21 protein-coding genes are annotated in these 24955 nt (G+C 47.4%); 2 read left to right on the top strand and 19 right to left on the bottom strand.

Annotated features, from left to right (window positions below; all coding sequences use genetic code 11):
• Window positions 1-113: 113 nt before the first annotated feature.
• From J2S00_RS13830 to J2S00_RS13810, 5 genes are read right to left on the bottom strand one after another with little or no spacing between them, the layout of a single operon-like run.
• Window positions 114-1007 carry a MurR/RpiR family transcriptional regulator gene (locus tag J2S00_RS13830; protein WP_307340909.1) on the bottom strand — a complete coding sequence of 298 codons (894 nt, stop codon included), beginning with the start codon at window positions 1005-1007 and terminating at the stop codon, window positions 114-116.
• Complete coding sequence (murQ, locus tag J2S00_RS13825) at window positions 991-1944, bottom strand: N-acetylmuramic acid 6-phosphate etherase (protein ID WP_307340908.1); 954 nt, start codon at window positions 1942-1944, stop codon at window positions 991-993. The genes J2S00_RS13830 and murQ overlap by 17 nt, the downstream gene beginning before the upstream one ends.
• 49 nt (window positions 1945-1993) lie before the next feature.
• Window positions 1994-2818 carry a carbohydrate ABC transporter permease gene (locus J2S00_RS13820; protein WP_307340906.1) on the bottom strand — a complete coding sequence of 275 codons (825 nt, stop codon included), beginning with the start codon at window positions 2816-2818 and terminating at the stop codon, window positions 1994-1996.
• Between the two features lie 39 nt (window positions 2819-2857).
• The gene (locus J2S00_RS13815; protein ID WP_307340942.1) at window positions 2858-3811 is read right to left on the bottom strand and encodes a carbohydrate ABC transporter permease; all 954 of its coding nucleotides are present in this window, start codon (window positions 3809-3811) and stop codon (window positions 2858-2860) included.
• Window positions 3812-3828: 17 nt separating this feature from the next.
• Window positions 3829-5130, bottom strand: a complete 1302-nt coding sequence (locus J2S00_RS13810; RefSeq protein ID WP_307340903.1) for an ABC transporter substrate-binding protein — start codon at window positions 5128-5130, stop codon at window positions 3829-3831.
• A gap of 261 nt (window positions 5131-5391) precedes the next feature.
• Between J2S00_RS13810 and J2S00_RS13805 the strand changes: the two genes are divergently transcribed.
• Window positions 5392-6330 carry a BadF/BadG/BcrA/BcrD ATPase family protein gene (locus J2S00_RS13805; protein ID WP_307340900.1) on the top strand — a complete coding sequence of 313 codons (939 nt, stop codon included), beginning with the start codon at window positions 5392-5394 and terminating at the stop codon, window positions 6328-6330.
• A 116-nt stretch (window positions 6331-6446) separates the two neighbouring features.
• Here J2S00_RS13805 and J2S00_RS13800 read toward each other — a convergent pair whose 3' ends face one another.
• From J2S00_RS13800 to hutP, 5 genes are all read right to left on the bottom strand, one after another.
• Complete coding sequence (locus J2S00_RS13800) at window positions 6447-7784, bottom strand: methyl-accepting chemotaxis protein (protein ID WP_307340897.1); 1338 nt, start codon at window positions 7782-7784, stop codon at window positions 6447-6449.
• A gap of 245 nt (window positions 7785-8029) precedes the next feature.
• Window positions 8030-9334, bottom strand: a complete 1305-nt coding sequence (locus J2S00_RS13795) for a Na+/H+ antiporter family protein (protein ID WP_307340895.1) — start codon at window positions 9332-9334, stop codon at window positions 8030-8032.
• 215 nt (window positions 9335-9549) lie between these two features.
• The gene (locus tag J2S00_RS13790) at window positions 9550-10614 is read right to left on the bottom strand and encodes a class I SAM-dependent methyltransferase (protein ID WP_307340892.1); all 1065 of its coding nucleotides are present in this window, start codon (window positions 10612-10614) and stop codon (window positions 9550-9552) included.
• Between the two features lie 148 nt (window positions 10615-10762).
• The gene (gene hutH / locus J2S00_RS13785) at window positions 10763-12280 is read right to left on the bottom strand and encodes a histidine ammonia-lyase (RefSeq protein WP_307340889.1); all 1518 of its coding nucleotides are present in this window, start codon (window positions 12278-12280) and stop codon (window positions 10763-10765) included.
• 219 nt (window positions 12281-12499) lie between these two features.
• Entirely contained in the window at window positions 12500-12949 is a 450-nt protein-coding gene (gene hutP, locus J2S00_RS13780; protein ID WP_307340885.1) for a histidine utilization transcription antiterminator HutP, read from the bottom strand.
• Window positions 12950-13246: 297 nt separating this feature from the next.
• Here hutP and J2S00_RS13775 point away from each other — a divergent pair, with 297 nt between their 5' ends.
• Entirely contained in the window at window positions 13247-13729 is a 483-nt protein-coding gene (locus J2S00_RS13775) for a hypothetical protein (RefSeq protein ID WP_307340882.1), read from the top strand.
• Here the strand turns inward: J2S00_RS13775 and J2S00_RS13770 are convergent.
• From J2S00_RS13770 to J2S00_RS13730, 9 genes are all read right to left on the bottom strand, one after another.
• Window positions 13679-14191 (bottom strand): PIN domain-containing protein, encoded by a 513-nt coding sequence (locus tag J2S00_RS13770; RefSeq protein ID WP_307340879.1) that lies wholly within the window; start codon window positions 14189-14191, stop codon window positions 13679-13681. The genes J2S00_RS13775 and J2S00_RS13770 overlap by 51 nt on opposite strands.
• On the bottom strand, window positions 14188-14490 hold the full coding sequence (locus tag J2S00_RS13765) for a UPF0175 family protein (protein WP_307340877.1): 303 nt from the start codon (window positions 14488-14490) through the stop codon (window positions 14188-14190). Before J2S00_RS13765 ends, J2S00_RS13770 begins: the two co-directional genes overlap by 4 nt.
• Window positions 14491-14690: 200 nt before the next feature.
• Window positions 14691-16061 carry a YjiH family protein gene (locus J2S00_RS13760; RefSeq protein WP_307340876.1) on the bottom strand — a complete coding sequence of 457 codons (1371 nt, stop codon included), beginning with the start codon at window positions 16059-16061 and terminating at the stop codon, window positions 14691-14693.
• A 116-nt stretch (window positions 16062-16177) separates the two neighbouring features.
• Window positions 16178-17182 carry an agmatinase family protein gene (locus tag J2S00_RS13755; protein WP_307340874.1) on the bottom strand — a complete coding sequence of 335 codons (1005 nt, stop codon included), beginning with the start codon at window positions 17180-17182 and terminating at the stop codon, window positions 16178-16180.
• Window positions 17179-18474 (bottom strand): imidazolonepropionase, encoded by a 1296-nt coding sequence (hutI, locus tag J2S00_RS13750; RefSeq protein ID WP_307340872.1) that lies wholly within the window; start codon window positions 18472-18474, stop codon window positions 17179-17181. The genes J2S00_RS13755 and hutI overlap by 4 nt, the downstream gene beginning before the upstream one ends.
• A 49-nt stretch (window positions 18475-18523) precedes the next feature.
• Window positions 18524-20182 carry a urocanate hydratase gene (gene hutU, locus J2S00_RS13745; protein WP_307340868.1) on the bottom strand — a complete coding sequence of 553 codons (1659 nt, stop codon included), beginning with the start codon at window positions 20180-20182 and terminating at the stop codon, window positions 18524-18526.
• Window positions 20183-20588: 406 nt separating this feature from the next.
• Entirely contained in the window at window positions 20589-22112 is a 1524-nt protein-coding gene (locus J2S00_RS13740) for a helix-turn-helix domain-containing protein (protein WP_307340865.1), read from the bottom strand.
• A complete protein-coding gene (locus J2S00_RS13735; protein WP_307340862.1) occupies window positions 22105-23397 on the bottom strand; it encodes a PDZ domain-containing protein in 1293 nt (430 codons plus the stop codon). The genes J2S00_RS13740 and J2S00_RS13735 overlap by 8 nt, the downstream gene beginning before the upstream one ends.
• 47 nt (window positions 23398-23444) lie before the next feature.
• On the bottom strand, window positions 23445-24908 hold the full coding sequence (locus tag J2S00_RS13730) for a S41 family peptidase (RefSeq protein WP_307340859.1): 1464 nt from the start codon (window positions 24906-24908) through the stop codon (window positions 23445-23447).
• Window positions 24909-24955: the final 47 nt, after the last annotated feature.

Raw genomic sequence — 24955 nt, 5'->3', positions numbered from 1 at the left:
TTTTCAAATATACGTTATGGATTTGTGGAATGCAGAAGCCGATGGGTAAAATAACTAGAAGGCTCACGGGGAACCAGCCCTGAGCCTGATCACTTTCTAGTCCAATGAACATATTATGATTTTGGATTGAACCGACCTTGAATAAAAGCGATCGCTTCTCTGGTTTGGTCCAAATGGGTAATCGCCTGATCATACTGCCTGGCAGCCACACACATAAACAGAATATCGATCACATGTAATTGGGCCAGGCGGGATGACGTCGCACCGCTGCGGAAGGTAGCTTCCTTTGAAGTGGAGGTGAACAACCTAATATCCGCTTCATCAGCAATGGGAGACGCCCCGTACCGTGTCAAACTAATGGTAGCAGCTCCTTTTTTGTTGGCCAGTTGTAAAATTTTAAGCACCTCTTTGGTTTGACCTGAAAATGAGATCCCCATCACCACATCTTGTTCGCTGGCGTTGGCCGTTAATGTGGCCGCCATATGGAGATCGGGAAAGGCCGTCGCCTGCTTATTGATACGTAAAAATTTCTGTTGGGCATCCTGAGCGATAATGGCAGAGGCACCCACCCCGAAAAAATGGATCCGTCGTGCCGCAAGAACTGCTTCGGTGGCCCGCTCCAGTTCATCCGGACTTAAAATCTGGGCTGTCTCCTTTAAGGTTTGAATACTGTTGCTGGTCATCTTTTCAATCACATTTTGCTGTGATTCCCCAGGTTGAATATCCCGGTATCCCTCCACCTCTTCTGTGCGCAAATCTCCTGCCACCCGCAGTTTCAATTCTTGCAATCCTTTGAAGCCCAGAGACTTACATAGACGGATCACTGCTGCCCCACTGGTCTGACTCCTTTCTCCCAATTCAGCAGCTGTGAAGCCCACCGCTTCCCGGGGATGATCAAGGATATAGCGAGCAATTTTCTGTTCCGATGGTGGGAGATGGGGCAGCATTTCCTTCAACATCACCAGTCCGCCTGACGTTGGAGAAAGGGACTTAGTTTTTGCTGTCATAACACTCACTTCCTTCCTCTTGAACCAGTTGTATGGCCCGGCGTACAAATCCTCCGGACGCCTGCAGGGCTCTCTTGGCTTCATCCAGCGTGGCCCCGGTCTCAACCATTACAATGGCCGGTTTCACCTCTCCACCGGTTGCTTCCAAAATAGCAACGGTCTCCTCATATGTTATCCCTGTCGTGGCCATGAGTATACGCCGGGCTCGCTCTCTCAGCTTGACGTTACTCACTTTCAAATCCACCATCAGGTTTTCATATACTTTACCCAGCTTAATCATGGCCGTCGTTGAAATCATATTGAGAATCATCTTTTGAGCTGTCGCGGCTTTCATCCGTGTCGAGCCGGCCAACACTTCGGGCCCCACCACCACTTCAATGGCATGGTGAGCGATTCGGCTTAATTCTGCATCCCTGTTACAAGAGATGGCTACTGTTTGCGCTCCCCGCAGCTTGGCGGCATTCAAGGCGCCAAGCACATAAGGTGTTCTCCCGCTGGCGGATAAACCAATGACCACATCACCAGGGTTGACTGGGCACTCTTCCACATCTTCAGCCCCTTGCCGAACATCATCCTCCGCTCCTTCAACAGCCTTGACCATCGCCTCCTGCCCTCCGGCAATCAAGGCTTGCACCTGATCCGGAGAGATACTGAAAGTAGGGGGACATTCAGCTGCATCAAGAATACCTAGACGGCCACTTGTTCCGGCTCCCACATAGATCAGCTTCTTGCCAGCTTTCAGTCCTTCAATCACCAGCTCAACCGCTGTTTCTATCTTGTTTAGAACCTTTCCCACCGCTTGGGCTACGGATTGATCTTCCCTGTTGATGACTTGTAAAATTTGCGCCGTTGTCATCTGATCCAGTTGCATGCTGTGCTTATTGCGCTGCTCAGTGGTTAAAGTTGACAAATCCATATCCATTCTCACACCAACCATTCTGTTTTGATTTTACTGTTTAAGTCAAGCACCGGCCAGTCTTCACCCTTTATTTCACCGCCCCTGACGTTAAGCCCTCCATAAACTGCTTGGAAGCCAGCAGGAAAACTATAATCATGGGCAAAGAAGATAACGTCAGGCCAGCAAACAACATGCTCCAGTCCGTGGCGTATTCTCCAAACAAACTGAGCATGCCGACGGGAATGGTCTTTTTGGCTTCTTCCTGAATAAAAATCAAAGGGAAAAAGAAATCGTTCCAGGCCTGGATAAAGTTAATAATAGCCACAGTAGCCAAGGCCGGTCTCATCAAGGGCAGAACTATAACCCAGAAAATTTTCCAATCCGAGCAACCGTCAATACGGGCGGCCTCTTCCAATCCTTTGGGCAGCGTTTTGAAAAACTCAGTTAAGATTAAGATAGAGATAGGAATACCTGTTGCTGTATACATAAAAATGAGTGACCACAAGGAATTGGTCAGGCCCAGGTTACGCATCAACATAAACAGGGGTACAATCCCCAATTTAATAGGGATCATTAATCCCAAAAGGAAGAAGAAGAACAGGATTCCGGTCCAACTGAACTTAAAGCGGGCCAGGTAAAAAGAAGCTAAACCGCCGCAAAACAGAATTAATAGGACAGAGACAGTACTAACAATTAAACTGTTCAGTAAATACGTGAAAAAGGGCAGTTGCTCCAACAGTTTCATATACGGCTCAAGATTAAAGGAACGGGGCAAGGCAAACGGGTTTTGAAAAATCTCCATATTCTTCTTAAACGAAGACATAATCATTAACACAATCGGATATAAACAGATAAGGGTAAAAATAAAGACGATCAAATATTGAAACGGCCGGGAGTAATGACTGCCTGTCACGTTGACATCCCTCCTTTCGGTTCTTGGTCCCTTGCTAAATCAGTAGGTGACCGTCTTTTTACGGACCAAATAAAGGAATAACGCTGAAATACTGGCAATGATCAAAAAGAGCACCACTGCCAGTGCCGACCCTAACCCAATGGCCACCGAATCACCCGCTGACCCCCCAAAAGCCAAGCGGTAAAAATAGACGGCCAAGGTATCGGTGGAATAATAAGGCTCACCTTGAGAACCTTGCATGGCATAAATTAACTCAAACGCTTCGAAGGCATGGATAAAGGTATACACTGTCACAATCGTGATAGAGGGGACAATCAGCGGCAGAATAATGAAAAAGATTAGCCGTGGTCCTCTGGCGCCGTCCAGACGGGCGGCCTCAATCACATCGCGGGGAATGGATTGTAAGCCAGCCAGGAAAATCAACACGGCAAATCCCAGGCCAAACCAACTGTTAACGAGAATAATGGCAATAAGGGCGGTGTGAGGATCCCCCAGCCAGGGTCTGGCCCAATCCCCCAATCCAACCTTGGACAGCAATACGTTTAAGGCACCAAAATTGGGATTCAAGATGAGTTTCCATAGAAAGCCAACAATGATAACTGAGAGAATTCGAGGGAGAAAAAACGCCGCTTTGAAAAATTCGGCCCCTTTTATTTTGGTATACAAAATGTATGCCAATATAAAGGCAATGCCATTCTGGGCGATCATTTCAATCACAAAGTAGGTAACATTGTTTTTAAAGGCATTCCAAAACATCCAGTTAAACGGTTCAACCGTAAACAAACGCACGAAATTGTCCAAACCGACAAATTGACCGCGCTGAATACCCCGCCACTCAAACAAACTGTAGGCAAAAGCAGAACAAATAGGAATGACAACAAAGCTGACGTACACTAACAATGCGGGGATTGGAAAAAGGTGGATTAACCACCTTTTCCAATTTCCCCTGAATTTCCCTACAATATCTGTTTTCTGTTTGATATCAGCTTCCATTTTCATGCAAGTCACCCTTATTCCTTGTTCGGCTCAAACCATGTATTCACACTTTGCTGTACCTTGTCTGCCACTTCCTCCGGCGTTAATTCATCCAGGTACATCCCTTGTAATGCGGCCTCCAACTCCTGTTTTGTTGTCGGATTTCCCTCATTGAAATAGACCAGGATCATATACGGAGTGGAATTTTCAGCAGCAAGATCAGCCATTTTCTGCACCATGGGATCATCGGTTTGAACGTTAGGCACGGCGCTGATCCGTTTCAATTCATTGGCAAATAGTGTCCCGAACTGCTCACTGGTCATAAACTCGATAAATGTCAAAGCTTCTTGCTTATGGGGAGAATCGGCATTGACGCCATAGGAACCATCCACCCAGGTCGTAATGGTCGCTTCACCTCCGGATGCAGGCGGTGTCGGGAAGAAATCAAATTCCAGGTCAGGATTTAACTGGGTAATCACTTCCAACTCAAAACTGCCCATCACATACATGCCCGCCTGCTCGGTGACAAATAGGGTGCGCATATCATCACCACTTAAACCTACATAATTGTCGGGAAAATATTTGGCCAACTCTTTCATGGCTTCAATGGAAGCAACGAATTCTTCACTCGTAAAATCTTTATCTCCACTTAAAATGTCTTCCACAAAATCATTGCCCGCGTAAAAGGCAGGTCCTAACACAGCATGGGTGAGAGACAAAATCCATCCTTCCATGGAGCCGATGGCAAAAGGAATAATGCCTTTTTGCTGCAAAGTCTCAGCCACATCGAGCAACTCATCCCAAGTTTTAGGTTCCTCTAAGCCGTACTCGTCAAAAAGGCGTGTATTGTAATAAATTTGAGCCGAGTTAATGGATAGAGGCACACCGTAAATCTTGCCATCACTGGCTGTTGCCGCTTCCAGAATCTCTGGCGGAAAGTCTTGTAGAGCAATGATGGAATCTAAAGGCTCCAGATAACCTGCATCAGCCAATTGCATCCCAGCCTGATAAGGCCGCAACTGAATAATATCAGCTGCACTGCCACTTTGCAGAGCAGTGTTTAACAGCGTATTATACTCCGTGTTTTTTTGAGGGCGAAACTCCACTTCAATGTGGGGATATTCTTTGTTAAACTCCTCAATGATCCGATTGTATGCTTCCGTATCCTCTGTCCGCCAGCTGGTGATAGTCAATTTGACCGTCTCTCCCGCCGTAGTTTCCTGCTCCTGTCCATTTTGATCCTCTCCGGAACCTGAGTCCGTTTCACCGGAACAACCGACAAGCAAGAAAGCAAACACAAGTGCCCAAACCCAAAATATGCGTACCTGTCTAGGCATAAGTATTAACCCCCAGTTCCTCCATAATTTTAAATGAATTCAGTAAATACTACCATCATACCAAGTCGAACCAGCCATCCTTCATATAAGAGACAGAAAAATGAACCCCCTTTCTGTTGAAACTAAATTTTAAATATATTATATTTTATAGGAAATTATATTCCAATCATTTTATAAAAGTTTAATTTTTGTTATAGATATGAACTGATGTTACTTTTAGATAGTGTAAATGAATGATCCATGACCGGAGGGGGTACAATCATGTCATTTGTGTTAGGCATTGACGGAGGAGGAACAAAAAGCACTTCAGTCATAGCTGACTTGAAGGGTAAAGTCCTTTTGACTGAACAAGGGGGACCCACCAATATTTATGCGTACAGTCCTGACTTCGTGATGGAAGAACTAAAACAGCTATTCGACCTGGCCATGTACAAAACAGGACTAAAACTGAACCATTGCGCCGCCCTGTGTCTGGGCAGTGCAGGACTTGACCGTCCATGGGACCGGCAAATGATGACGGAAATGATCCGGTCTTTGGGTTTCCAAGGCACCATCCTGTTAACCCATGATGCTGAAACAGCACTGGAAGCAGGAACTGAGGATGGCGAAGGGATCATCGTCATCTCCGGCACCGGATCCATAGGATTTGGCAAAACAAAGGAGGGACGGAAAGCGCGCTGTGGAGGATGGGGGCATATCATCGGGGATGAAGGCAGCGGATATGATCTGGGTGTCAAAGCGCTAAAAGCGGCTGTCCGCAGCATGGACGGCCGGGGAAAACCGACCAAACTGCTGTCTCTTATTAGGGAAGAGAAAAACTTGCAGACGGCAGAGGATTTTATCCGGTATGCCTGTCATACGGCCGACAAAAAAGAAGTGGCCAGTATCGCCCGATTGGTTCACCAGTGCTATCAAGCGGAGGATGACATAGCGAAAGAAATCCTGGAAGAGGCTGCCTGGGAACTGTTCCTTTTGGCCGATGCCCTGCTAAAACAATTACACGTTCATGACCGTCCCTTCTCCGTGGTGGTCAATGGAAGCATACTGCTGAACATCCCCTTTATCTATGAAAAGTTCTTCCGTTATGTAAAGGAGAACCATCCCTTGGCCCGCGTGCAAAAACTCAAAGTTAATGCTGCATACGGGGCTGTCAAACTGGCCTTAAAAGCCTTACATGGCCAAACAGAAAATGCTGATTAAAATAAAAGTCACGCGCAAGTCACGCGTGACTTTACTGATCCTTTTGAAGTAACAAACAATAGGGAATAACGGTTAAAGAGCCCTTCTGGTTAAAACTGGTCTCACTTTCCTTTAAATTACTTGATATTAAATTTGTTTATATCTTCTTGCAAATCTTGAGCCAATTTATTCAGCTTCGCTGATGATGAGGCTATTTCCTCCATAGACGCTGTTTGTTCTTCAATTGAAGCAGCTACATTCTGGGTATTTCCAGAAGTTTGTTGAGTAATCGCTGCTATATTTTCAATCAATTTAGCCATACTTTGGGAACTTTGGTTTACCTGGTCCACAATTACAGAAACTTCTTGAGTTTGTGCTGATATTTCTTGTATATCCTTAACAATATCTTTAAAGAATTTACCTGTTTCATTTACCATAACAATCCCTTTTTCAACTGTATCTTTGCCAGCGTTCATCGACTCAACAGATTTTTTCGTCTCAGATTGTATTTCTTTAATCAGCTCTTGTATATTGCTGGCAGCAATACCTGATTGTTCGGCTAATTTTCTGACCTCATCAGCAACTACGGCAAAACCTTTACCATGCTCACCTGCACGAGCTGCTTCTATTGCAGCGTTTAATGCCAGCAAGTTAGTTTGATTTGCTATTTCAGTAATAATATCCACAATTTTGCCAATCTCATTAGATTTATCACCGAGAGCATTTATCAATCTTGAAGTGTCCTTAACAGAGTCTTGAACAAGATTCATCTGTTCAATTGTATCCGTAACAATTTTAATGCCCTTGTCTGCTTTTTGGCTTGCTGTGTTTGAAGCATCCGCAACTGACTGAATCGATTTCGAGGAACGCTCCATATCCTTTGATATTTCTTGTGCCGATTGAGTTAATTCGTGAGCACTTTGCTCTTGATTTTCAGCACCGGATACCACTTCTTGTACGGCTACCGATATTTGTTCAATGGCTTTACTGTTTTGCTCAGCACTAGATTTAAGCTCAGCGGAATATGAAGCAACTTGTAAAACAGTTTCATTCGTCTTGTGGACGAGTCCTCTTAAATTTTCAATCATGGTATTAAAAGCATCCGATAATTGGCCAATTTCATCACCAGATTTGTAATCAACAATGGAAGTTAAATCACCTTCTGCCGCCTTTCTTGTTGCTTCAACAAGTTTATTTAAAGGCTTAATAACAATCAATTGGATAAACACCGTTATTATAATTGTTGTGACAATAAGTGTTACGGCTGTATTAACATATACTCCATAATTTCCATCAATCAATCGTATGACATAAGAATTTATGTACGATGAGATTGGAGAACTGATAAGTAAGCTAATGATAATAGCTATCATTGTTTTCATTCGAAGGCTTCTTCTAACTTTGGTTATACTTATAGCATTAGTTACGCTGCTATTTAAAAAATTTATTACTGAATCTTCTTTTTCTTTACTCACAAATTACCACCTCTCGCCGCTCAAATTATAACTTATGTCCTAAATTTGTACTATCATAACTAAGATATGATGTTTTGAAACTCCGTGTCAACTCATAAAAAGATCCTGCCAAACGAATTGGCAGTTCTTTTGTGCCACGTTTGCATTGTCATTTTTGGGGTAGGGACAGCTGCGTATAATCTGAAGGAATTGATGCTAAGGATAGCAAACGAGATGAAGGTTGAGAGCCAACCTCAATAAGAGATTTACAGCACCAGAGCAGCAATCACCCCGAAAATAAACAGGGGAATGTTGTAATGGATGAAAGTGGGCACACAAGTGTCCCAAATATGATCATGCCTGCCGTCTGCATTGAGTCCGGCCGTAGGCCCCAAAGTACTGTCAGATACCGGGGAACCTGCGTCACCGATTGCTGCAGCCGTTCCGATCAACGCTGCCGTGGCCAGGGGTGAAAAGCCCGCTGCTGTACAAAGGGGCACATACAAGGCAGCCAGAATAGGCACTGTGCCAAAAGATGTTCCGATCCCCATGGTGACCAACAGGCCGACGGCTAAGAACACAATGGCAATCAACAATGGATTGGTACCCATCACCTCCGCTGTGGCGGCCACAAGACCGTCCACCGCGCCAGTCTCTTTTAAAATAGTTGCATATCCGGAGGAAATGAGCATGACAAAAGCAATCATCCCCATCATGCGAATGCCTTGGTTGGCCAGTTCATCCCCATCTTGTAAACGCACTACGCCGGCCACAAACATGATGGTGAGTCCGGTAAGAGCCCCAAGCACAAGGGACTGGGTCACAATTTGAACCCCAAAAGCAGCAATGATGGCCGTAATGGTCAGTCCATGCCGGAATGAAAAGTGCACCTCTTCTTGCTCCGGCGTACCTGGCCAAGCATTCGTGCTGTCCGAGGCATAACCCCGCTCACGACGGTAAGTGAAGAAAATCGCGACCAACAGGCCCACCACCATCCCTAACCCCGGAATCAACATGGCTAAAGGAATGTCACCAACAGCAACAGCCATCCCGTTACGGGTCATTTCATCGGCAATAATCCCGTGGAAAATTAGGCCATAGCCTGCCGGAACCATGATGTAAGGAGCTTTTAAGCCAAAGGTCAAGGCTGAAGCCACACCCCGCCGGTCTATTTTTAGTTGGTCAAACAGATGCAACAAGGGAGGAATCAAAATGGGAATAAAGGCAATATGCACAGGGACCACATTCTGGGATAAACTGGCCACAGCGGCGATGGTGAGCAGCAACATTCCCTTTTTTCCTTTTAAGAATTGCAGCAACCGCCGTACGAGCAACTCAGTGATACCCGTCATACTGACCGCTGCGGCAAACATCCCTAGCAGAATGTAACTCAAGGCCGTATTGGCTTGTCCGCCCATCCCTGAGACTAATGTTTCAACCGTCTCTTGCAGGGAAAGTCCACTTACCAAGCCAGCCGTGATGGCTGCAGCTAATAAGGCCAGGATGACGTTGATCCGTAATAAACTTAATACGATGAGGACAAGGATAGAGATCACCACACCATTAAGCAAAAAAGCTTCCCCCTTTAATTCTCTGCTTCTTTAGCACTTTATCGAGCTAAAATAAAGGGCACACATTTTTATAGTTTACTAGATCACCCCCGTTTTGTACACCAGAAAAAGCAACCAGCCACCAGCCATTCCTTTGATTTGAGCAAATATTAAAGAGGATCGAATCCATCGATCCCCTTAACAGGCACAATGTTGGACAGCTGCCAGTATCCTTCTCAGCGCGGTTGGGCTACAATGCCGTTATGGGCTTTAATAAAGCCGTGGCGCAAAATGTTAAAGCCTCCTTCATACACATACAGCCCCATCTGTCGAATGGTCATCAACTCCCGGTAGGTATGATTCATCACATCGGCCATAATCATGTAAAACAGTCTGGAACGCACCTGGTCACGGGGCGTGGTCATAAGCGCATAGCCGCCCGGTTTTAAAAATTGACGATGCCACTCCAGCACCATTGGCTTATACTCGTCCGGAAAATGTTCCAAGAGGCCCACGCTGATCACAATATCAAACTCCTTGCCAAAGGGAAGGTTGCGAATATCCTCCACAAGATACTCAATATTCATCTCGTGTTTGTACCATACCTTGGGACTTCCCGTGGCCGGGTTGGTCCCCAAAAAAGGATAGGTTTCCGGAAATTGGCCGAAGCGGTCCGTTTTACAAAATTCATCATAGTCAACGAGCACCACTTCACCGCCAGGGTACATGGCATACAGCTGCATGGCTTCGTATCCTTCTGCCGCTCCCAAAAACAAAATCCTTGGCTTTTGCACATCCAATCCTTCAAAAAGTGCCCGTTTGCCCCGGGGGTCCCAGATGGCATCCTCCACCCGGTGCACATAGTTCCACAACGACAGGCGCATCACGTCCCCCAGTGCCTGAACCACCTGCTTGACCTTAAAGCGGCTCAGATAAGTTTTAACCTCTTGCCTGGTTTTTTGTAATTCTTCCGGCACATCTTTGACAAACCACTGGTGGAAATGACGGTTAAAATATGCCCACGAAGTTTTAAGGGGCATCTCTTGCTGATGTTCTTTTTCCCATGCTTTGCGGTCGCGGGACATCATGTTCACCTGATACGGCTTACCAACCTCTCTCCACGTCAGAATTGACCAGTCTGAGACCTGGTTGGCCTTGATAAATTTGTCCAGCTCCCGGCCCTGTGGGTTGCGCAAATCGACCCGGTAGCCAGGGGCCAGCATGGTCGTCCCTATATCCTTATCTGAAAAAGGCCCTGCCTTTCCCTGCTGCTCCCTTAACACCTCTTCAACCAGGGACATGGTTATGCCTCCTTCACCTATTATGTATTAATTTTATAAATTATATGTTTATTCCGTCAATAACATTAAAACCTTGACAATCCCACTGCCAGAACACAAGAGGAGACCATTTTGCTGGATGGTCCCCCCTCACTACATTGACGAATAATCAGCAAACAGACACGTTACTTTCGCCCAGCAAATGTGTCCACGTTCCTTTTTTTAACCACAAATTCAGCCGTTCGATATCTTCGGACAGCACCCGGTCTTGCCTGATGGGCGGCACAATCTCTCTTCCTGCCTTGTAAATGGCATAGGTGCGGGGAGCCAATGCATCAGGATTGTTAAATTCTACCGCCTGCAGGGCACAGATCAGCTCGATCGCCAGCACCCTTCTGACGTTGGTGATGATCGCATAGGCGTGTCTGGCAGCTGTGGTGCCCATGCTGACATGGTCCTCCTGATTGGCTGAGGAGGGAATAGAGTCTACACTGGCGGGATGAGCCAGGGTTTTGTTTTCAGAGACAAGCGAAGCTGCAGTGTACTGCAGGATCATCGCTCCTGATTGCAGACCAGGTTGCGGACTTAAGAAGGGCGGCAAACCGCTTAACTGGGGATTAACCAGCCGTTCAATGCGCCGTTCGGAGATGTTGGCCAACTCAGCCATGGCAATCCCCAAATAATCCATGGCCAAGGCAATGGGCTGTCCATGGAAGTTGCCGCCAGACAGGACTTTTCCATCCTTAAAAATAAGGGGATTGTCTGTAGCGGCATTAATCTCAATCTGCAGCTTATCTTTAACATAATTTAACGTTTGCCAGGTGGCCCCATGAACCTGAGGAATACAACGCAGCGTATAAGCATCCTGTACACGCAATTGTCCTTGTCTGGTCACAAGCTTGCTCCCTTGTAAAAACATGCGCATGCGCCTGGCCACTTCAATCTGTTCCGGATAACCCCTCGCTTCATGAATCTCCGGTTCAAAGGCATCAACGACCCCGCGCAAGGCCTCAAAGGTTAGCGCAGCAATGGCTTCCACCTGATAAGCCAATTTCTCCGCTTCCAAATAAGCCATCACCCCCAGCGCTGTCATGGCCTGGGTGCCATTGATTAAAGCCAATCCTTCTTTGGCTGATAAGCGCAGCGGATCAATCCCTTCTTCCTGGAACACGTCCCGGGTCGCTGCGATCTTTCCTTTGTAAAACACCTTTCCTTCACCGATTAACACCAGGGCAAGATGGGAAAGGGGTGCCAGATCGCCGCTGGCTCCCAATGATCCCTGCTGCGGAATCACGGGATGGATGTGACGGTTTAACAATGTGAGCAGTTGCTCAATCACTTCAGGCCGCACCCCGGAATGGCCTTTGAGCAAAGCGTTGGCTCTGAGTAACAACATGGCACGGCTCACCTGTTCCGGGAATGGTTCCCCCACCCCGCAGGCATGGCTGCGAATAAGGTTGTATTGCAGTGTTTCCACATCCTCTTTCTGAATATAGACATCGCTCAGCTTGCCAAAGCCGGTCGTGATGCCATACACCACCTGCTCTTCCTCCACAATCTTTTCCACTTCCCGCTGGCTGGCTTTGACCCGTTCAATACTGGCAGGTGAGGCGGTGACCATTTCTCCTTCATCAACCACCTTAGCCACTTGTTCCAGCGTTAAAGAATGACCATCAAGAACGATCATGCCCGTCTCCTCCTTTTGTTAAACTTGGTATCTGTTAAAAAACAAAAGGAGGCTACACCGGACACATCTGCACAGACAGATCTGTCCGATATAGCCCCCTGACAACTGCTCGCTCTGGGCTGTCACAGATTCAATTTTCTCTTAAGTGTCGGAATCCAGAAGGGTCAGCATCCAGATGCACTGTACTGATCAATGTAAGCTCAAATGACATCCTTAAACTTAAATATGATTGATTCCCAAACCAACCGTTTCATGCTCCAGGCCCTTGACCGGGGCCCCGATGGTTCCATACAAAGCGACGGCGATCCAGTCGCCTTCTGCTTGAGTGACATAGGGCCGGCCGCGCACGACTGAAAAACTTAAACCTACAGTGCGCAGCACCGCTCCCAGCTGCACCTGCCCCCGGGTCACCCCATACAGGGCTTCCATAATGGCGTGATATAAGGCATGGGATTCACGGTATAGCCCGGTTTGAATCAGTCCATGTTTTTTACTCGTTGTTTCGATAGCAGCCACAATTTTTTGCGTATCCATCGCCCCGACATGACCGTAACAGCACTTAAATCCTAATTGCTCAATACGGTCAATCAAGAGGGACTGTTCATCGCCCTCCAGTAAAACAAGCTGCAGGGCATATTTACCGATTCTTCTACCTGCGTTTAAGCTCATGCGACTCCTCTTTCATTGGCTCGCTTCCTTACCTCTCATCAAACATTTCTATCTTAATCGTAAACGCTTTCGGCCACCCTGTCAATGCATCACTGCCCGTTCTGCTTAGTGCTCAGCAAGATGCACCTGAACATTTCTAGTATGGGTTTCTGTTTATACAGACGAATCTGGTACTCAAATCCCTGCAACTATCACTAACAAAATTTTAATAAATATGCTAACATAAATGTGCCTGGATACGCAGCCAGAACCTGTGGTTGGTTAAGTCACCCCTCTAAAAGAGGTGGGTGGGTTAGCATGACGAAATTATTAACTTGTAAAGTAATACTCCTATTTGGTCTCGAAGCGGGCTGTAGCCCAGGCTTATCTGAGGCGCAACAGATTGAACAGCACATCAATGAAGAATGGGATATGGACGAAGAAATGAAAACTTCATGGGAAGAAGAACGTTTGGCCAAAATCATCTACGGGGATATTTATGGGGATGAAACTGTGATAGCATTGGAAATTTTTAAAGGGGGATTGATAAGTTGCTCGGGTGTACGCCGGGTATTTTTTATATACAATGATGTAGTTTTTTCCACAGGCATTCGTCTGGAACCTTTACCAGAACAAAAGATAACTAGAAAAACAGGGCTGCCTCAAGCGGGTGAAACAGCCCTGGATAGTTTTACATCTTACAGGCTTTCTTCCAGCCAACCAACATGGCATCAGCAAATGAGAGCTAAACTATTGACCATATACAGATTCTCCAACACTATTCAGTACCTTTTTATATAATGGCTTTGAAAGTCTAAAGCCCTTAGCTATTAATTCATCAAGGCAAGGTTTTAATACTTGCATTTTACCTTTTTGCTTGGCAAGAGACAGAAATCCAACGGTCCCTATCGGTTTCAGAAGCAAGGTGTTAGCTAATTTTCTCGCATCAGGCTCATCAATCAGTACATAGGGTATTTTCAACTCTTTTGCACTCACAATTGTTTCAAGTTCACCTTTATGAAGTCGGCCAAACATTTCCTGCACCATAGTTTGGTTTTTCACTTGATAAATCTTTATGTTGCAATGATCTATAGCGTATTTAAGTTCCGCTTTTCCATAGGCACGGTGCCCCTTTCCGGCCATGATTTCATCATAAACCGCTTGGGGGACGATGATTTCATCAAACAACTCACCAAGCAAATCTAGTTTGCCAATCATGGATAATGCGATGATAGGTGTTGCGTTTGCCACTATTTGTTTCATGCCCGTTCCTCATCGTCCTTGGTTAGTTCTCGAATGACTCGCTCATCTTCTCGCCATTCAGTTTCCGAATAGTTCATCCAGTGCAAATCATTGGCGCGGAGGATGTCAATAAAATCACTTAATGTTTTTCCTGCTAACTGAGCTGCACGAGCCAAGGTTATTTTTTTACTGGCCCACAACCCAATGACTAGCGAAATTTTCACCTTTTCCTCAAGGTCTTCTCCAGCATCCGTGTATTCAATAAAATCTTTTAATTCTTTCGGTAAAGAAACATTGAATGTGGATGGATCGACTGCCATCTTAAATCACCTCTTTATTTTTATTATATCAGTTTACACGAAATCAAGACGCCAATGGGGACGAATGCTGACGAATTCAAGCGATTTTAAAACGCGAACAAAAGACTGGACATTCTAATTTCTAATTTACTTGGAGTGCACCCATGTCAGCTTACAAAAAGGGCTGCCTCATCCAGATGAGACAGCCGCGCGTGAATATTTTAAAAGAACAGGTGGGTAATGGCGGCAATAATCGGCATAGCAATCAAGGTTCTCAGCACAAACAAAACCAATATATGACGCAATTTAATTGGAATATCCACCTCTAGCAACAAAGGGATAACAGCTGAGAAGAACAAAATCTGACTGAGCGACAAAACAGCGATAAAAAACTTGCCGGCTACAGCCGCTTCTGTGACAAGCAAAGCTGGCAAGAACATTTCCGTGATGCCGATTAACGTGGCCGGAGCCAAAATATGCACATCAGGCAAGCCCAACAGGGCCAGAAGCGGTTCCATGGGCTTTCCCAGCCAAGTAAACAAGGGGGTATGATTGGCCAGCAAAATGGCCAGTAAGCCAATAGACAAAATAGAAGGAAGAATGACCATAGACAATTTCAAGCCATCCACAAATCCCTGTGCCAATTCTTTATGCACGGCGCTTGATTGGGCCGCCTGCTTCACTCCGGCTTCTACCGCTTGTTTAAGAATAGACTGTTCAGTACGCTCCTCTTCCGGCTTTGGTTCTCCCACATATTCATCTGGAAGGCGCGATAGAGGCGGAATGCGCACCAGAATAAAAGCTAAAATGGCACTGACCAACAAAGTCGAGAAAAAGATCAGTGGAAAATGACCCAATAACTCTAGCGTGTTGGCCACTACAGCAAAAAAGCCGATGCTGACCGTTGAAAAGCAAGTGGCGATAATGGTCGCTTCCCTGGCCGAATAACGTCCCTGCAGATACATTTTATTAGTTACATAGATGCCCACGGAGTAGCTGCCCACAAAAGATGCAACGGCATCCAACGCTGAACGTCCCGGCACTTTAAACAGCGGCCGCATCAGCGGACGGGCCAGAGTACCGATAAACTCCAATCCGCCAAACGCAACAAACAAAGTGATAAATATCGCTCCAATGGGCACAATCATGGCAACAGAAGCAACCAAAGTGTTAAACATCAGTCCTCCCGCCCCCGGAGACAAGAACCAGTCAGGTCCAATGGTGAAATAGATCAGAGCAGCAAACACGGCCCCCAGCACACGAAAGCCCAAAAATGCAGGTTTGGTGGCAAAATACGATAAATCCATGCTTAAACGGATTTTTTGCTGTTGCTGTAAAACAGCCAACACACTTAACAGCGCCGAAATACAGATGATGAGCAGACAATACAGGGCGACTAACCCCGGTGCGTTGGTACGTATCCAGCTGACCACCACATCAAAGGCAATGGTCCAATTGCCGGACACTTTCAAAGGGATCAGGAAGAAAAACATGCCCAGCAAAAAAGTGATCCAGAACTTGAGCCGTGCCGTTTGTTGAGCAGGCTGAAGGGGCTTATGCTCCTGGCCTACATTCATTTCATTCATCGCCATCTTCGTTTCAACCTCCTGTTATGAGTTTTGGTATTTTTCAGACATTTTTGTTGCTGAACAGAGCAAATGGCTCTGTTCGGTTCATGTGGCTTAAAATGGATGCTATGTTATTTTTGTCATATCCTGTTGTGTTGTTTCCTCAGCATAAATCCTGTTAAAAACGTCAACATAACATACACCCCGGCTTTCACCGTCACCTGGCGCACATCCTTGTGGGGATCCAGGCAAACGATATCCATCGCCTGTACTTTATCATGCTGTCCGGCCTGAAGCACCAGTTCAAACAGCTCATCCGTGCGCATGCCCCCCGGGGTGGCAGCCGGAGCGCCGGGCGCATCGGCCATATCCAGCACATCCATATCCACGGTCAGGTAGATCACATCCACCTTACGCTCCAGATCAGCCAGTGCTTCCTGCAAAGTGGCCTGCAGGCCTTGCTGTCTCGCTTTTTTTAAGGTGACATAGTTTACACCATGTTCATCGGCATATTTTTTTAAGGACAGGGCATTAAAGTAGCCATGCAGGCCAATGTTCCATACATCTTCCCCCCTGACGGTTCCGCTCTCAATCAGCTGGCGGACAGGGGTTCCGTTCGCTGGGCCCAGTTCTACTACCGAACGCAAATCAAAGTGGGTGTCAAACTGCAACAACCCGATACGCTGCTCGGGATGGGCCTCCTTCCAGCCCTTGACCAACATGGCGGTGACGGAATGATCGCCTCCCAGCATGATGGGCAAAGCATGGGGATGGGTGCGGCGCATGCTGATCATCGCCTCTTTGATTTGCCGGTGGCAGTAAGGGATATCTGTCACATGCTGGCGCACATCCCCCACATCGACCACATGCAAGGGCGTGAGATCCACATCTTCATCAATGGAGTAGGGCACAAAACTTTTCCAAGCCTGCCGCATGGCTTCCGGATTCTCACTGGCCGCTGAAGCGCTGATGGAAGAACGGGATAAGGGGATACCCACAATCGTCACGTCCACTTGGCTCCAGTCATACTCAGCTGCCTGCTCGGGATCGATGGTGCGGATCCATTCATGCACTTTAGGCTCAGTGGTATTTCGTGCCATCCAGCGGAACGGTGGGGGATTAAGCTGGGGATAGGGATAGGTCATACCCGTTGGCCTCCTTTCACCACCACCTGGCCCCGTTTAATGACGGTATCCACCAGATTGACTCCGAAATGGTATTGCAGATAGGCATAGTTGGGCGCATCCCAGATGACAACATCAGCCTGTTTGCCCGGCTCCAGGCTGCCGATTTCATGCCCGCGGCTGATGGCGTGGGCCGCATTGATCGTGGCAGCGGCCAGAACTTCCGCCGGTGTCATGCCCATTTTTAAACAGCCCAGGTTCATGATCAAGGGCAGCGATTCAGTGGGGCTGGAGCCCGGGTTGCGGTCCGTGGACAAAGCCACAGGCACACCAGCGTCAATCATTTTGCGGGCATTGGCAAACTCAGCCATCAGGAAAAATGCGGTGCCAGGCAAGAGCACACCCACAACCCCTTTGTCCGCCATCTGACGGATGCCTTCATCAGAAACCCGCAGGAGATGGTCAGCAGAGACGGCTCCCACTCTGGCGGCCACTTCAGCCCCTTGATAGGGCTCAATCTCATCGGCATGAATTTTGGGCTTCAGTCCGTAGCGTTTGCCCGCCTCCAAAATGCGTTCTGACTGTTCAGGGGTAAAGACCCCTTTTTCACAGAACACATCATTAAATTCAGCCAGGCCTGTTTCTGCCACAGCAGGCAACATCTCCTCAATAACGATACGCACAAACTCATCTGGGTTGTCCCTGTATTCCAGCGGAACAGCATGCGCCCCCATAAACGTGGAGACAATATCCACAGGATGATCCTTGTTCAATTGACTGGCCACGCGCAATTGCTTCAGTTCATGTTCCACAGTCAAGCCATAGCCGCTTTTGGCTTCAATGGTCGTCACGCCATGTTTTAAGAATTGATCCAGACGCTTGTAACTTTCTCTATACAGTTCTTCTTCGCCAGCAGCCTGGGTGGCCCGGGTGGTGCGGTGGATGCCGCCCCCCGCCGCCATAATTTCCATATATGTCGCCCCATTCAGCCGCATTTCAAACTCATCTTCCCGGCTGCCAACAAAGACCAAATGGGTATGGGGGTCCACTAACCCAGGTGTGACCAGCCTGCCGTTCGCCTCGATCACAGTTGCTTCAGACAGGCGGTCGCCAAAACGGTTCAGCACCGCTTCATCCGTATCAGCCATGATGATTTTACCGTCCTCAATCCAGACCGAACCGTTCTCCACAATCCCCAATTCCCGCATCTGTCCCTTAATCAGCGGCCGCTCTGAGCTTCCCTTTAAGGTGACCAGCTGTCCAGCCCGGCGAATCAAGAGCGGTTTCGGTTGTTTGGTGTGCTGACGGGTCATCTCCCACCGCCTCCTTCACTAAAATTGACCATCCATAAAGTGTATCCCCCTAGTCCAACATGGGCATTTTGATCCCTTTTTGTTTGGCTGTTTCAATGGCCAGTTCATACCCGGCATCCGCATGGCGGACCACACCCATGCCAGGATCAGTGGTCAAAACGCGCTGCAAACGCTGTTCGGCCTCCTGCGTTCCATCAGCCACAATGACCATGCCGGCATGCAGGGAATATCCCATACCTACGCCTCCGCCATGGTGAACGGATACCCAGCTGGCGCCCCCGACGGCATTGATCAAGGCATTGAGGATGGGCCAGTCGGCAATGGCATCACTGCCGTCCTTCATGGCTTCTGTCTCCCGGTTGGGAGATGCCACTGAGCCTGAATCAAGATGATCGCGACCGATGACGATAGGGGCTTTCAGTTCACCACTGGCTACCATGTCATTGATCAATTTGGCAAAGCGAGCCCGTTCTCCATAGCCCAGCCAGCAGATGCGGGCCGGAAGCCCCTGGAAGGTGATTTTTTCCCGGGCCATTTTGATCCAGCGGCACAATCCTTCATTGTAACTGAATTCACGCAAAATGACCTCATCTGTTTTGTAAATGTCCTCCGGATCCCCAGATAAAGCCACCCAGCGGAAGGGACCTTTTCCTTCGCAGAACTGGGGCCGGATATAGGCCGGGACAAAACCGGGGAAATCAAAGGCGTTCTCAACCCCCATATCTTTTGCTACCTGACGAATGTTGTTGCCATAGTCAAAGGCGATGGCCCCCTGTTTTTGCATCTGGAGCATGGCCTTTACATGCACCGCAATGCTTTCTTTGGCCTTTTGCTCCAAGGCATCAGGATCCTTTTGCCGCAGTTCATGAGCTTCTGCCAAACTCATGCCGGCCGGCAGATAGCCGTTTAATGGGTCATGGGCTGAGGTCTGGTCGGTGACAATATCAGGGATAAACCCTTTCGTAATCATTTGCGGTAAAATTTCAGCCGCGTTGCCCAGTAAAGCTATGGACAATGCTTTGCCTTCCCGTTTGGCTTGTTCAGCCATGTCGATGGCCTGATCCAGATCTGTGCACATGGTATCACAATACTTGGTATCCAGCCGGCGCTTGATGCGGGTCTCATCCACCTCGATGGCAATGACAACCCCGCCGTTCATGGTGACAGCCAACGGTTGAGCGCCACCCATCCCTCCTAAACCTGCCGTGACGGTAACGGTGCCTTTTAGTGTGCCGCCAAAATGTTGACGGGCACATTCAGCAAACGTTTCATAGGTGCCCTGCACAATCCCCTGGCTGCCGATATAGATCCAGCTGCCAGCCGTCATCTGCCCGTACATGATCAAACCTTTCTTCTCCAACTCATTAAAGTGTTTCCAATTGGCCCAAGCCGGAACAAGATTGGAATTGGCCAACAGCACCCGCGGCGCGTCGGGATGGGATTTAAAGACAGCCACAGGTTTGCCGGACTGGACGAGCAATGTTTCGTCAGACTCCAGCTCTTGCAATGTTTGCACGATGCGTTCAAAACATTGACGGTTGCGGGCGGCCTTACCGATTCCCCCGTATACCACCAAATCTTCTGGTCGTTCGGCTACTTGCGGATCCAGGTTATTCAGCAGCATGCGCAATGCAGCTTCCTGAATCCAGCCCTTCGTCCGTAATGTGTTCCCTCTTGGTGCTTTAATCTGCTTTAAATCAAGCTCCATTCCGCTCTCTCCCTTTCAAGTTCAGATCATTGCTTAACTTCATTTTAGGTGGAAAGCGGCTCTAAAAACAGAAAGCAGCCCCACAAAAAACTGGACTTATCAAAGGTGAAATAGACAAAAAAGAAAAGTAAGCCCTTCCAAACTTACTTTTCTTTATGTCTCAGATATGTTAGCTTATATTTTTCACGATTTTGAAACAAAAAGTTCTACTCCACGAGTTTTTAAGTCGCTCGTATTTTTCTCAGCTTGACAATATTTACTACTATTCCAAAAAAACCTGTAATAGCGAAAATATACGCCACTATTAAAGGAGTTGACGAAAGTGTTCCGGTTAATATTCTATATATTCCAAAAGCAAATAAAAGGAAACTGCACAATAGAGTTATGATGGTTGTAGTTGTTTTCTTCATTTATCACACCTCCAAAAACGGAAAGCACGCGGAGACAGACCCAGGTGTTGTTTGAAAGCCCTGCTGAAATAGTTGGGGTCCCCGTAACCGACCTGTTCGCTGATATCCCGTACAGAAAGATCAGTTTCTGCCAATAGCCGCTTGGCTTTTTCCATACGCAGTTCGGTCAGGAGCTGCCGGAATGTTTTGCCTTTGCGCCGGGTTAATAGGGCACTGAGATAACCAGGGCTGCGCTCAACCTCTTTGGCTACTGCTTGCAAGCTTAAATCATGTTCACCATAACGACTTTCAATGACTTGTAATGCCTTCTCCACAACATCATAAGTTTGGCTTTGTTTGTGACGGGCTGCTCCGTCAATGAGGTCAAAACAGAACAGCAGCATATCCTGTACAATACTAAATAATATTGGAGCGTACAAGATGGATTGAAAGACACTGTGATAGGCGGTGTCCAGAGATGGGTCTTGATCCAGATGATACGTTTGCATAAAGCGGCGCAACTGGGCCAGAATACTGGTCAGGCGAATGCGCAGCAAATCCGGTTCGGGCAAACCATGGGAAAACTGGGTAAAGGCAGCATACAGCCAACGCTTAATCTCTTGCTTACTGCCTTGTTCCAAATGCTGAATCCACGTCCGTTGCTCATCTGGGGTCAAGAAAGGATCAATGGTGATGAAAGGGGGCTGCTCATCCACCCAAAACAACTGCTGATGGCCTTTATAAAACTGCAGTTTTAGGGCCTCCTTGGTGCGTAAATAAATCTGATGCAAACTGGCAGCAGGCAAGTAAGAGGGATGAATGGCGATGCTCACCCGTGACTGATGATGCTCCCACCATTGCTGCAACAGCCGTTGTCCTTCCTGCTGCAATAGTTCTTGTTCATTTTCCTTGTGCTCATCTTCTGCTGAGAATGAAAGTACACAGGCCACCATGTCACTTAGCGGATAAACAAAAGTTTGCACGGGAAAATGGAACGTTTGCAGCCAGTGATACAGCTCCTTGTTATACGCTGCTTTTTCCGGTTGAACGAGTAGACATGCAGGGGAATATTCCAAGGCATGGTCGATGAACAAAGCAGTAGAAGTTAATGCTTCTTGATGGGCTAAAGCATCATTCTGCACTGCTGTTTGACGGAGAATGGAAACGTCAGTCGAGCGCTCAACACATGCTTGTCGAAGGGCCTGTTGCAGACGCCCAAGCTCGAGAGGCTTCACTAATAATGAAGCGGCCTGCAACTCAATCGCTTGCAAGGCCCGCTCAAAAACGGATTCCGTGGTCAGGCAAATCACCGTCTGCACATAGGTCTTCAATAAATGGGTGACTTGAGCAAGAGCCGCATCTGGGATCATCTCCAACTCCAGAACAACCACATCAGGGCAATATGTTTCAACATATTGGATCAACTGATCCACATCAGCCGCCTCATCTACCTGGGTAAAGGGCAAATGATGGGAAGCCACAAACCATTTAATCCCGGTACGCTCTGTGGCATCACGGTCGGCAATTAACAATTTAGGCATGTTCCTGCTCCTCTCGCAATGTTGGGACGAACTGGGTGTTGCGTTTGAACTTTATTTTGAGCAGACGGAGCAAGTTGATATCCAGATAATCTATGTAATATGGCACCTCTTCATCGGGAGCTAATATAATGCCCAATTGGTGATGATCATGCTCATAAATGGAAGATTGAGCAAATTTCACTTCCCCCTCCGTGTTGAGCAGCTCCAATTTACAGAAGGCTTTGTTGCCAATCAACGCCTCATACAAATCCTGCCGTCTATTGACAACTTTTCCATTCACTTTAATAATCACTTCGCCTGCCCTAAGCCCCATCTTAGCGGCAGGTGAGTAGGGAATCACGGCCAATATTTTTAACCCCCGGCGGGGATGGACATGGATAGGTGCCCGGCTCTCTTCCCTGTAACGGCTGTACACAATGGGAGCTTCATGACCCATAAAAGCGAACAATATAGCTAACCAAATAAACCATTCCATGTATACCGCGGCCAAGCTTAACCCCTGTAGAGTCAAGGCATACAACATGAGCCACCGGGCGGAAAAACGCATTTTTTGTTCAGGTGTGGAGGCGACCGCCTGTTCCGAATATCCAAGCACAGCGGGCAGTAACACCAATCCAAAGGAAAGTGAGGCATCCGGCGCGAATATGGGCCAGCTGTGAAACAATGGCGTTAAGGTGCCTTGTCCACTTTCCGTCACCAAGAATAAAGGTACAAACCAGAGGTGGCGCAACTCATAGCCACCAACTATCCGGCCCCGTTTACTGCGGACAAAAATAGGAGTGGCTGCTCTGAAGCGGCTGAGATAAATTAAAAGTGCTTCGGCCAGGTGCAGTAAGGCTACCATGGCAAACAATGCAGGAAGGGGGAGCGCTTGCAAGTTGTCCCAAACTGAAGCGATCCACCCACTGCCGGGAGCAGGGAACCACCGCGCTGCCAAACTGAACAGAGCCAACACACTGCCTGCATAGGCAAAACAAAGGTATCGCACCCGCACGGCCATCAGCAGGAGGGCAATCAGCCACAGATAAACAAAAGCGTCCAGGGGCAGAACAACCCCCAGAATCAGGAGGGGAAGGGAGATCAGCAGTCCTCCCAGCACGCCCATACCCACAGCAAAGAGAAGCTCTTCTCCCCAAGCATGAAGTTTAGTACCAAACAATTTCCGTTCAATGGCAATTTGCCTTCTCCACTGCATCACAATTAAGAAAATAAGCAAATAGGTAAAAGGGTTGAGCACGAGCGCCGGAACTGCCTGAACAATAGCTATCCCCCAGTCTGCTATCATCTCCATCCCCCCTCCTCTTCTGGCACTGTTTACTAAGATGGTCTCTTCTACTTTTTATCCCCAAGCTCTTCCAGCAAAACTTCAACCGCTTTCTGCAATTGCCGGTCATAACGCGGATCCCGGACCAGCTCAAAAATCTGTTCATGGATCACTTGAGCTGTCTTTTCATCGACAACCCCTGTCACAGAGAGATCATGATCAGCTTGAAAGCTTCTGACCGCTTGTTCGGTTTCCAAGTTAAAATATCCGTCCTTACGTCCCGGATGATATCCCAGACCTTCAAGCATGATTTGCAAGTTGCGTACTTGTTCATTATTCATATCCCGTTTCAATTCCGGATCAGCTGTAATGTAGGCCGCTCTGAAAAACTCTGGCTGGGAAACCTGTACATCAGGTTGTACTCCTGTTTCGTTGATCCAATTTTCATTAGGGGTTAACCATTTGGCAATGGTCAGTTTGATCTGGCTGTCATCCTCCAGGTCAATGGTACTCTGTACAGTTCCTTTTCCAAAGGTAGGTTCGCCAATCACTTTGTAATTTCCTGCCTCTTGCAAGGCTGCAGCTAAAATTTCGGAGGCACTGGCACTGCCTTCATCCACTAAAATGGTAATGGGGTACGGCTTAGGATTGTCTAATGTGGAGCGATAAACCATTTTTTCGCCAGAACGGTCCATGATCTCCGTAATGATACTCTCGTAAGGAACAATCAATTGGCCGATTTGCCGCACGGTATCTAAATAACCGCCCGGGTTGCCACGCACATCAATAATCAGACCGTCAATGTTTTCCTGTTCGAAGCGGTCCAGCTCTTCTTTAAAGCGTTCGGCTGTATCTTGTCCAAAGGATGTAATCTGGATTTTGCCGAATGTTTTTCCCTGAGCTGTAATTTTTTGTGTATACACGGTCTCAAGGGGAATCTCATCACGGATGACCGTTACGGTAAAAGGTTCGGACACCCCAGACCTGACAATCTCCAATTTTGCTTCCGTGCCCTTGGGGCCGCGGATTTTCAACACGGCCTGATAGAGATCCATCCCCTCAATATTTTCACCATTGACACTGATGATCTGATCAAGAGGTCTAAGTCCTGCTTTTTCCGCCGGTGAATCTTTAAAAGGAGCAATGATGGTGACCCTTCCATCTTTGATAGTCACCTCAGCCCCAATTCCTTCAAAAGAGGAGCTTAGATTCTCATGCAATTGGCGTGCAGCTTCCTCGTCCATGTAAACGGAGTAAGGATCACCCAGCTTGTTCAGCATGCCTTCTATGGCACCTTCAATTAATTCTTCTTCATCTACTTCCAGAACATAATTTTCCTGGATTTTTTCAAAGGCTTCGTATATTTTATCCAGGTCATACTGTGTGTTATGAACGCCTCCTATGTCGCCAGCCTGTTCTTCAGGAGGGGCAGCTTGTTCTCCATTCCCTCCGGCCACCAGCATCGTGACCGAACTACTGGCAATGATGGTTAGAATGATCATCATCAGTACTGTACGACCTCTAAAATGCATTGTTCCCACCACCCTTGGCCAGATTGAGTAAGAGGCTTCTGCACAGG

Source organism: Caldalkalibacillus uzonensis (assembly GCF_030814135.1).
In the GTDB taxonomy this organism is placed as follows: domain Bacteria; phylum Bacillota; class Bacilli; order Caldalkalibacillales; family Caldalkalibacillaceae; genus Caldalkalibacillus; species Caldalkalibacillus uzonensis.
The sequence above is the reverse complement of the archived record's forward strand: the minus strand, read 5'-3'. Positions and strand labels throughout refer to the sequence as shown.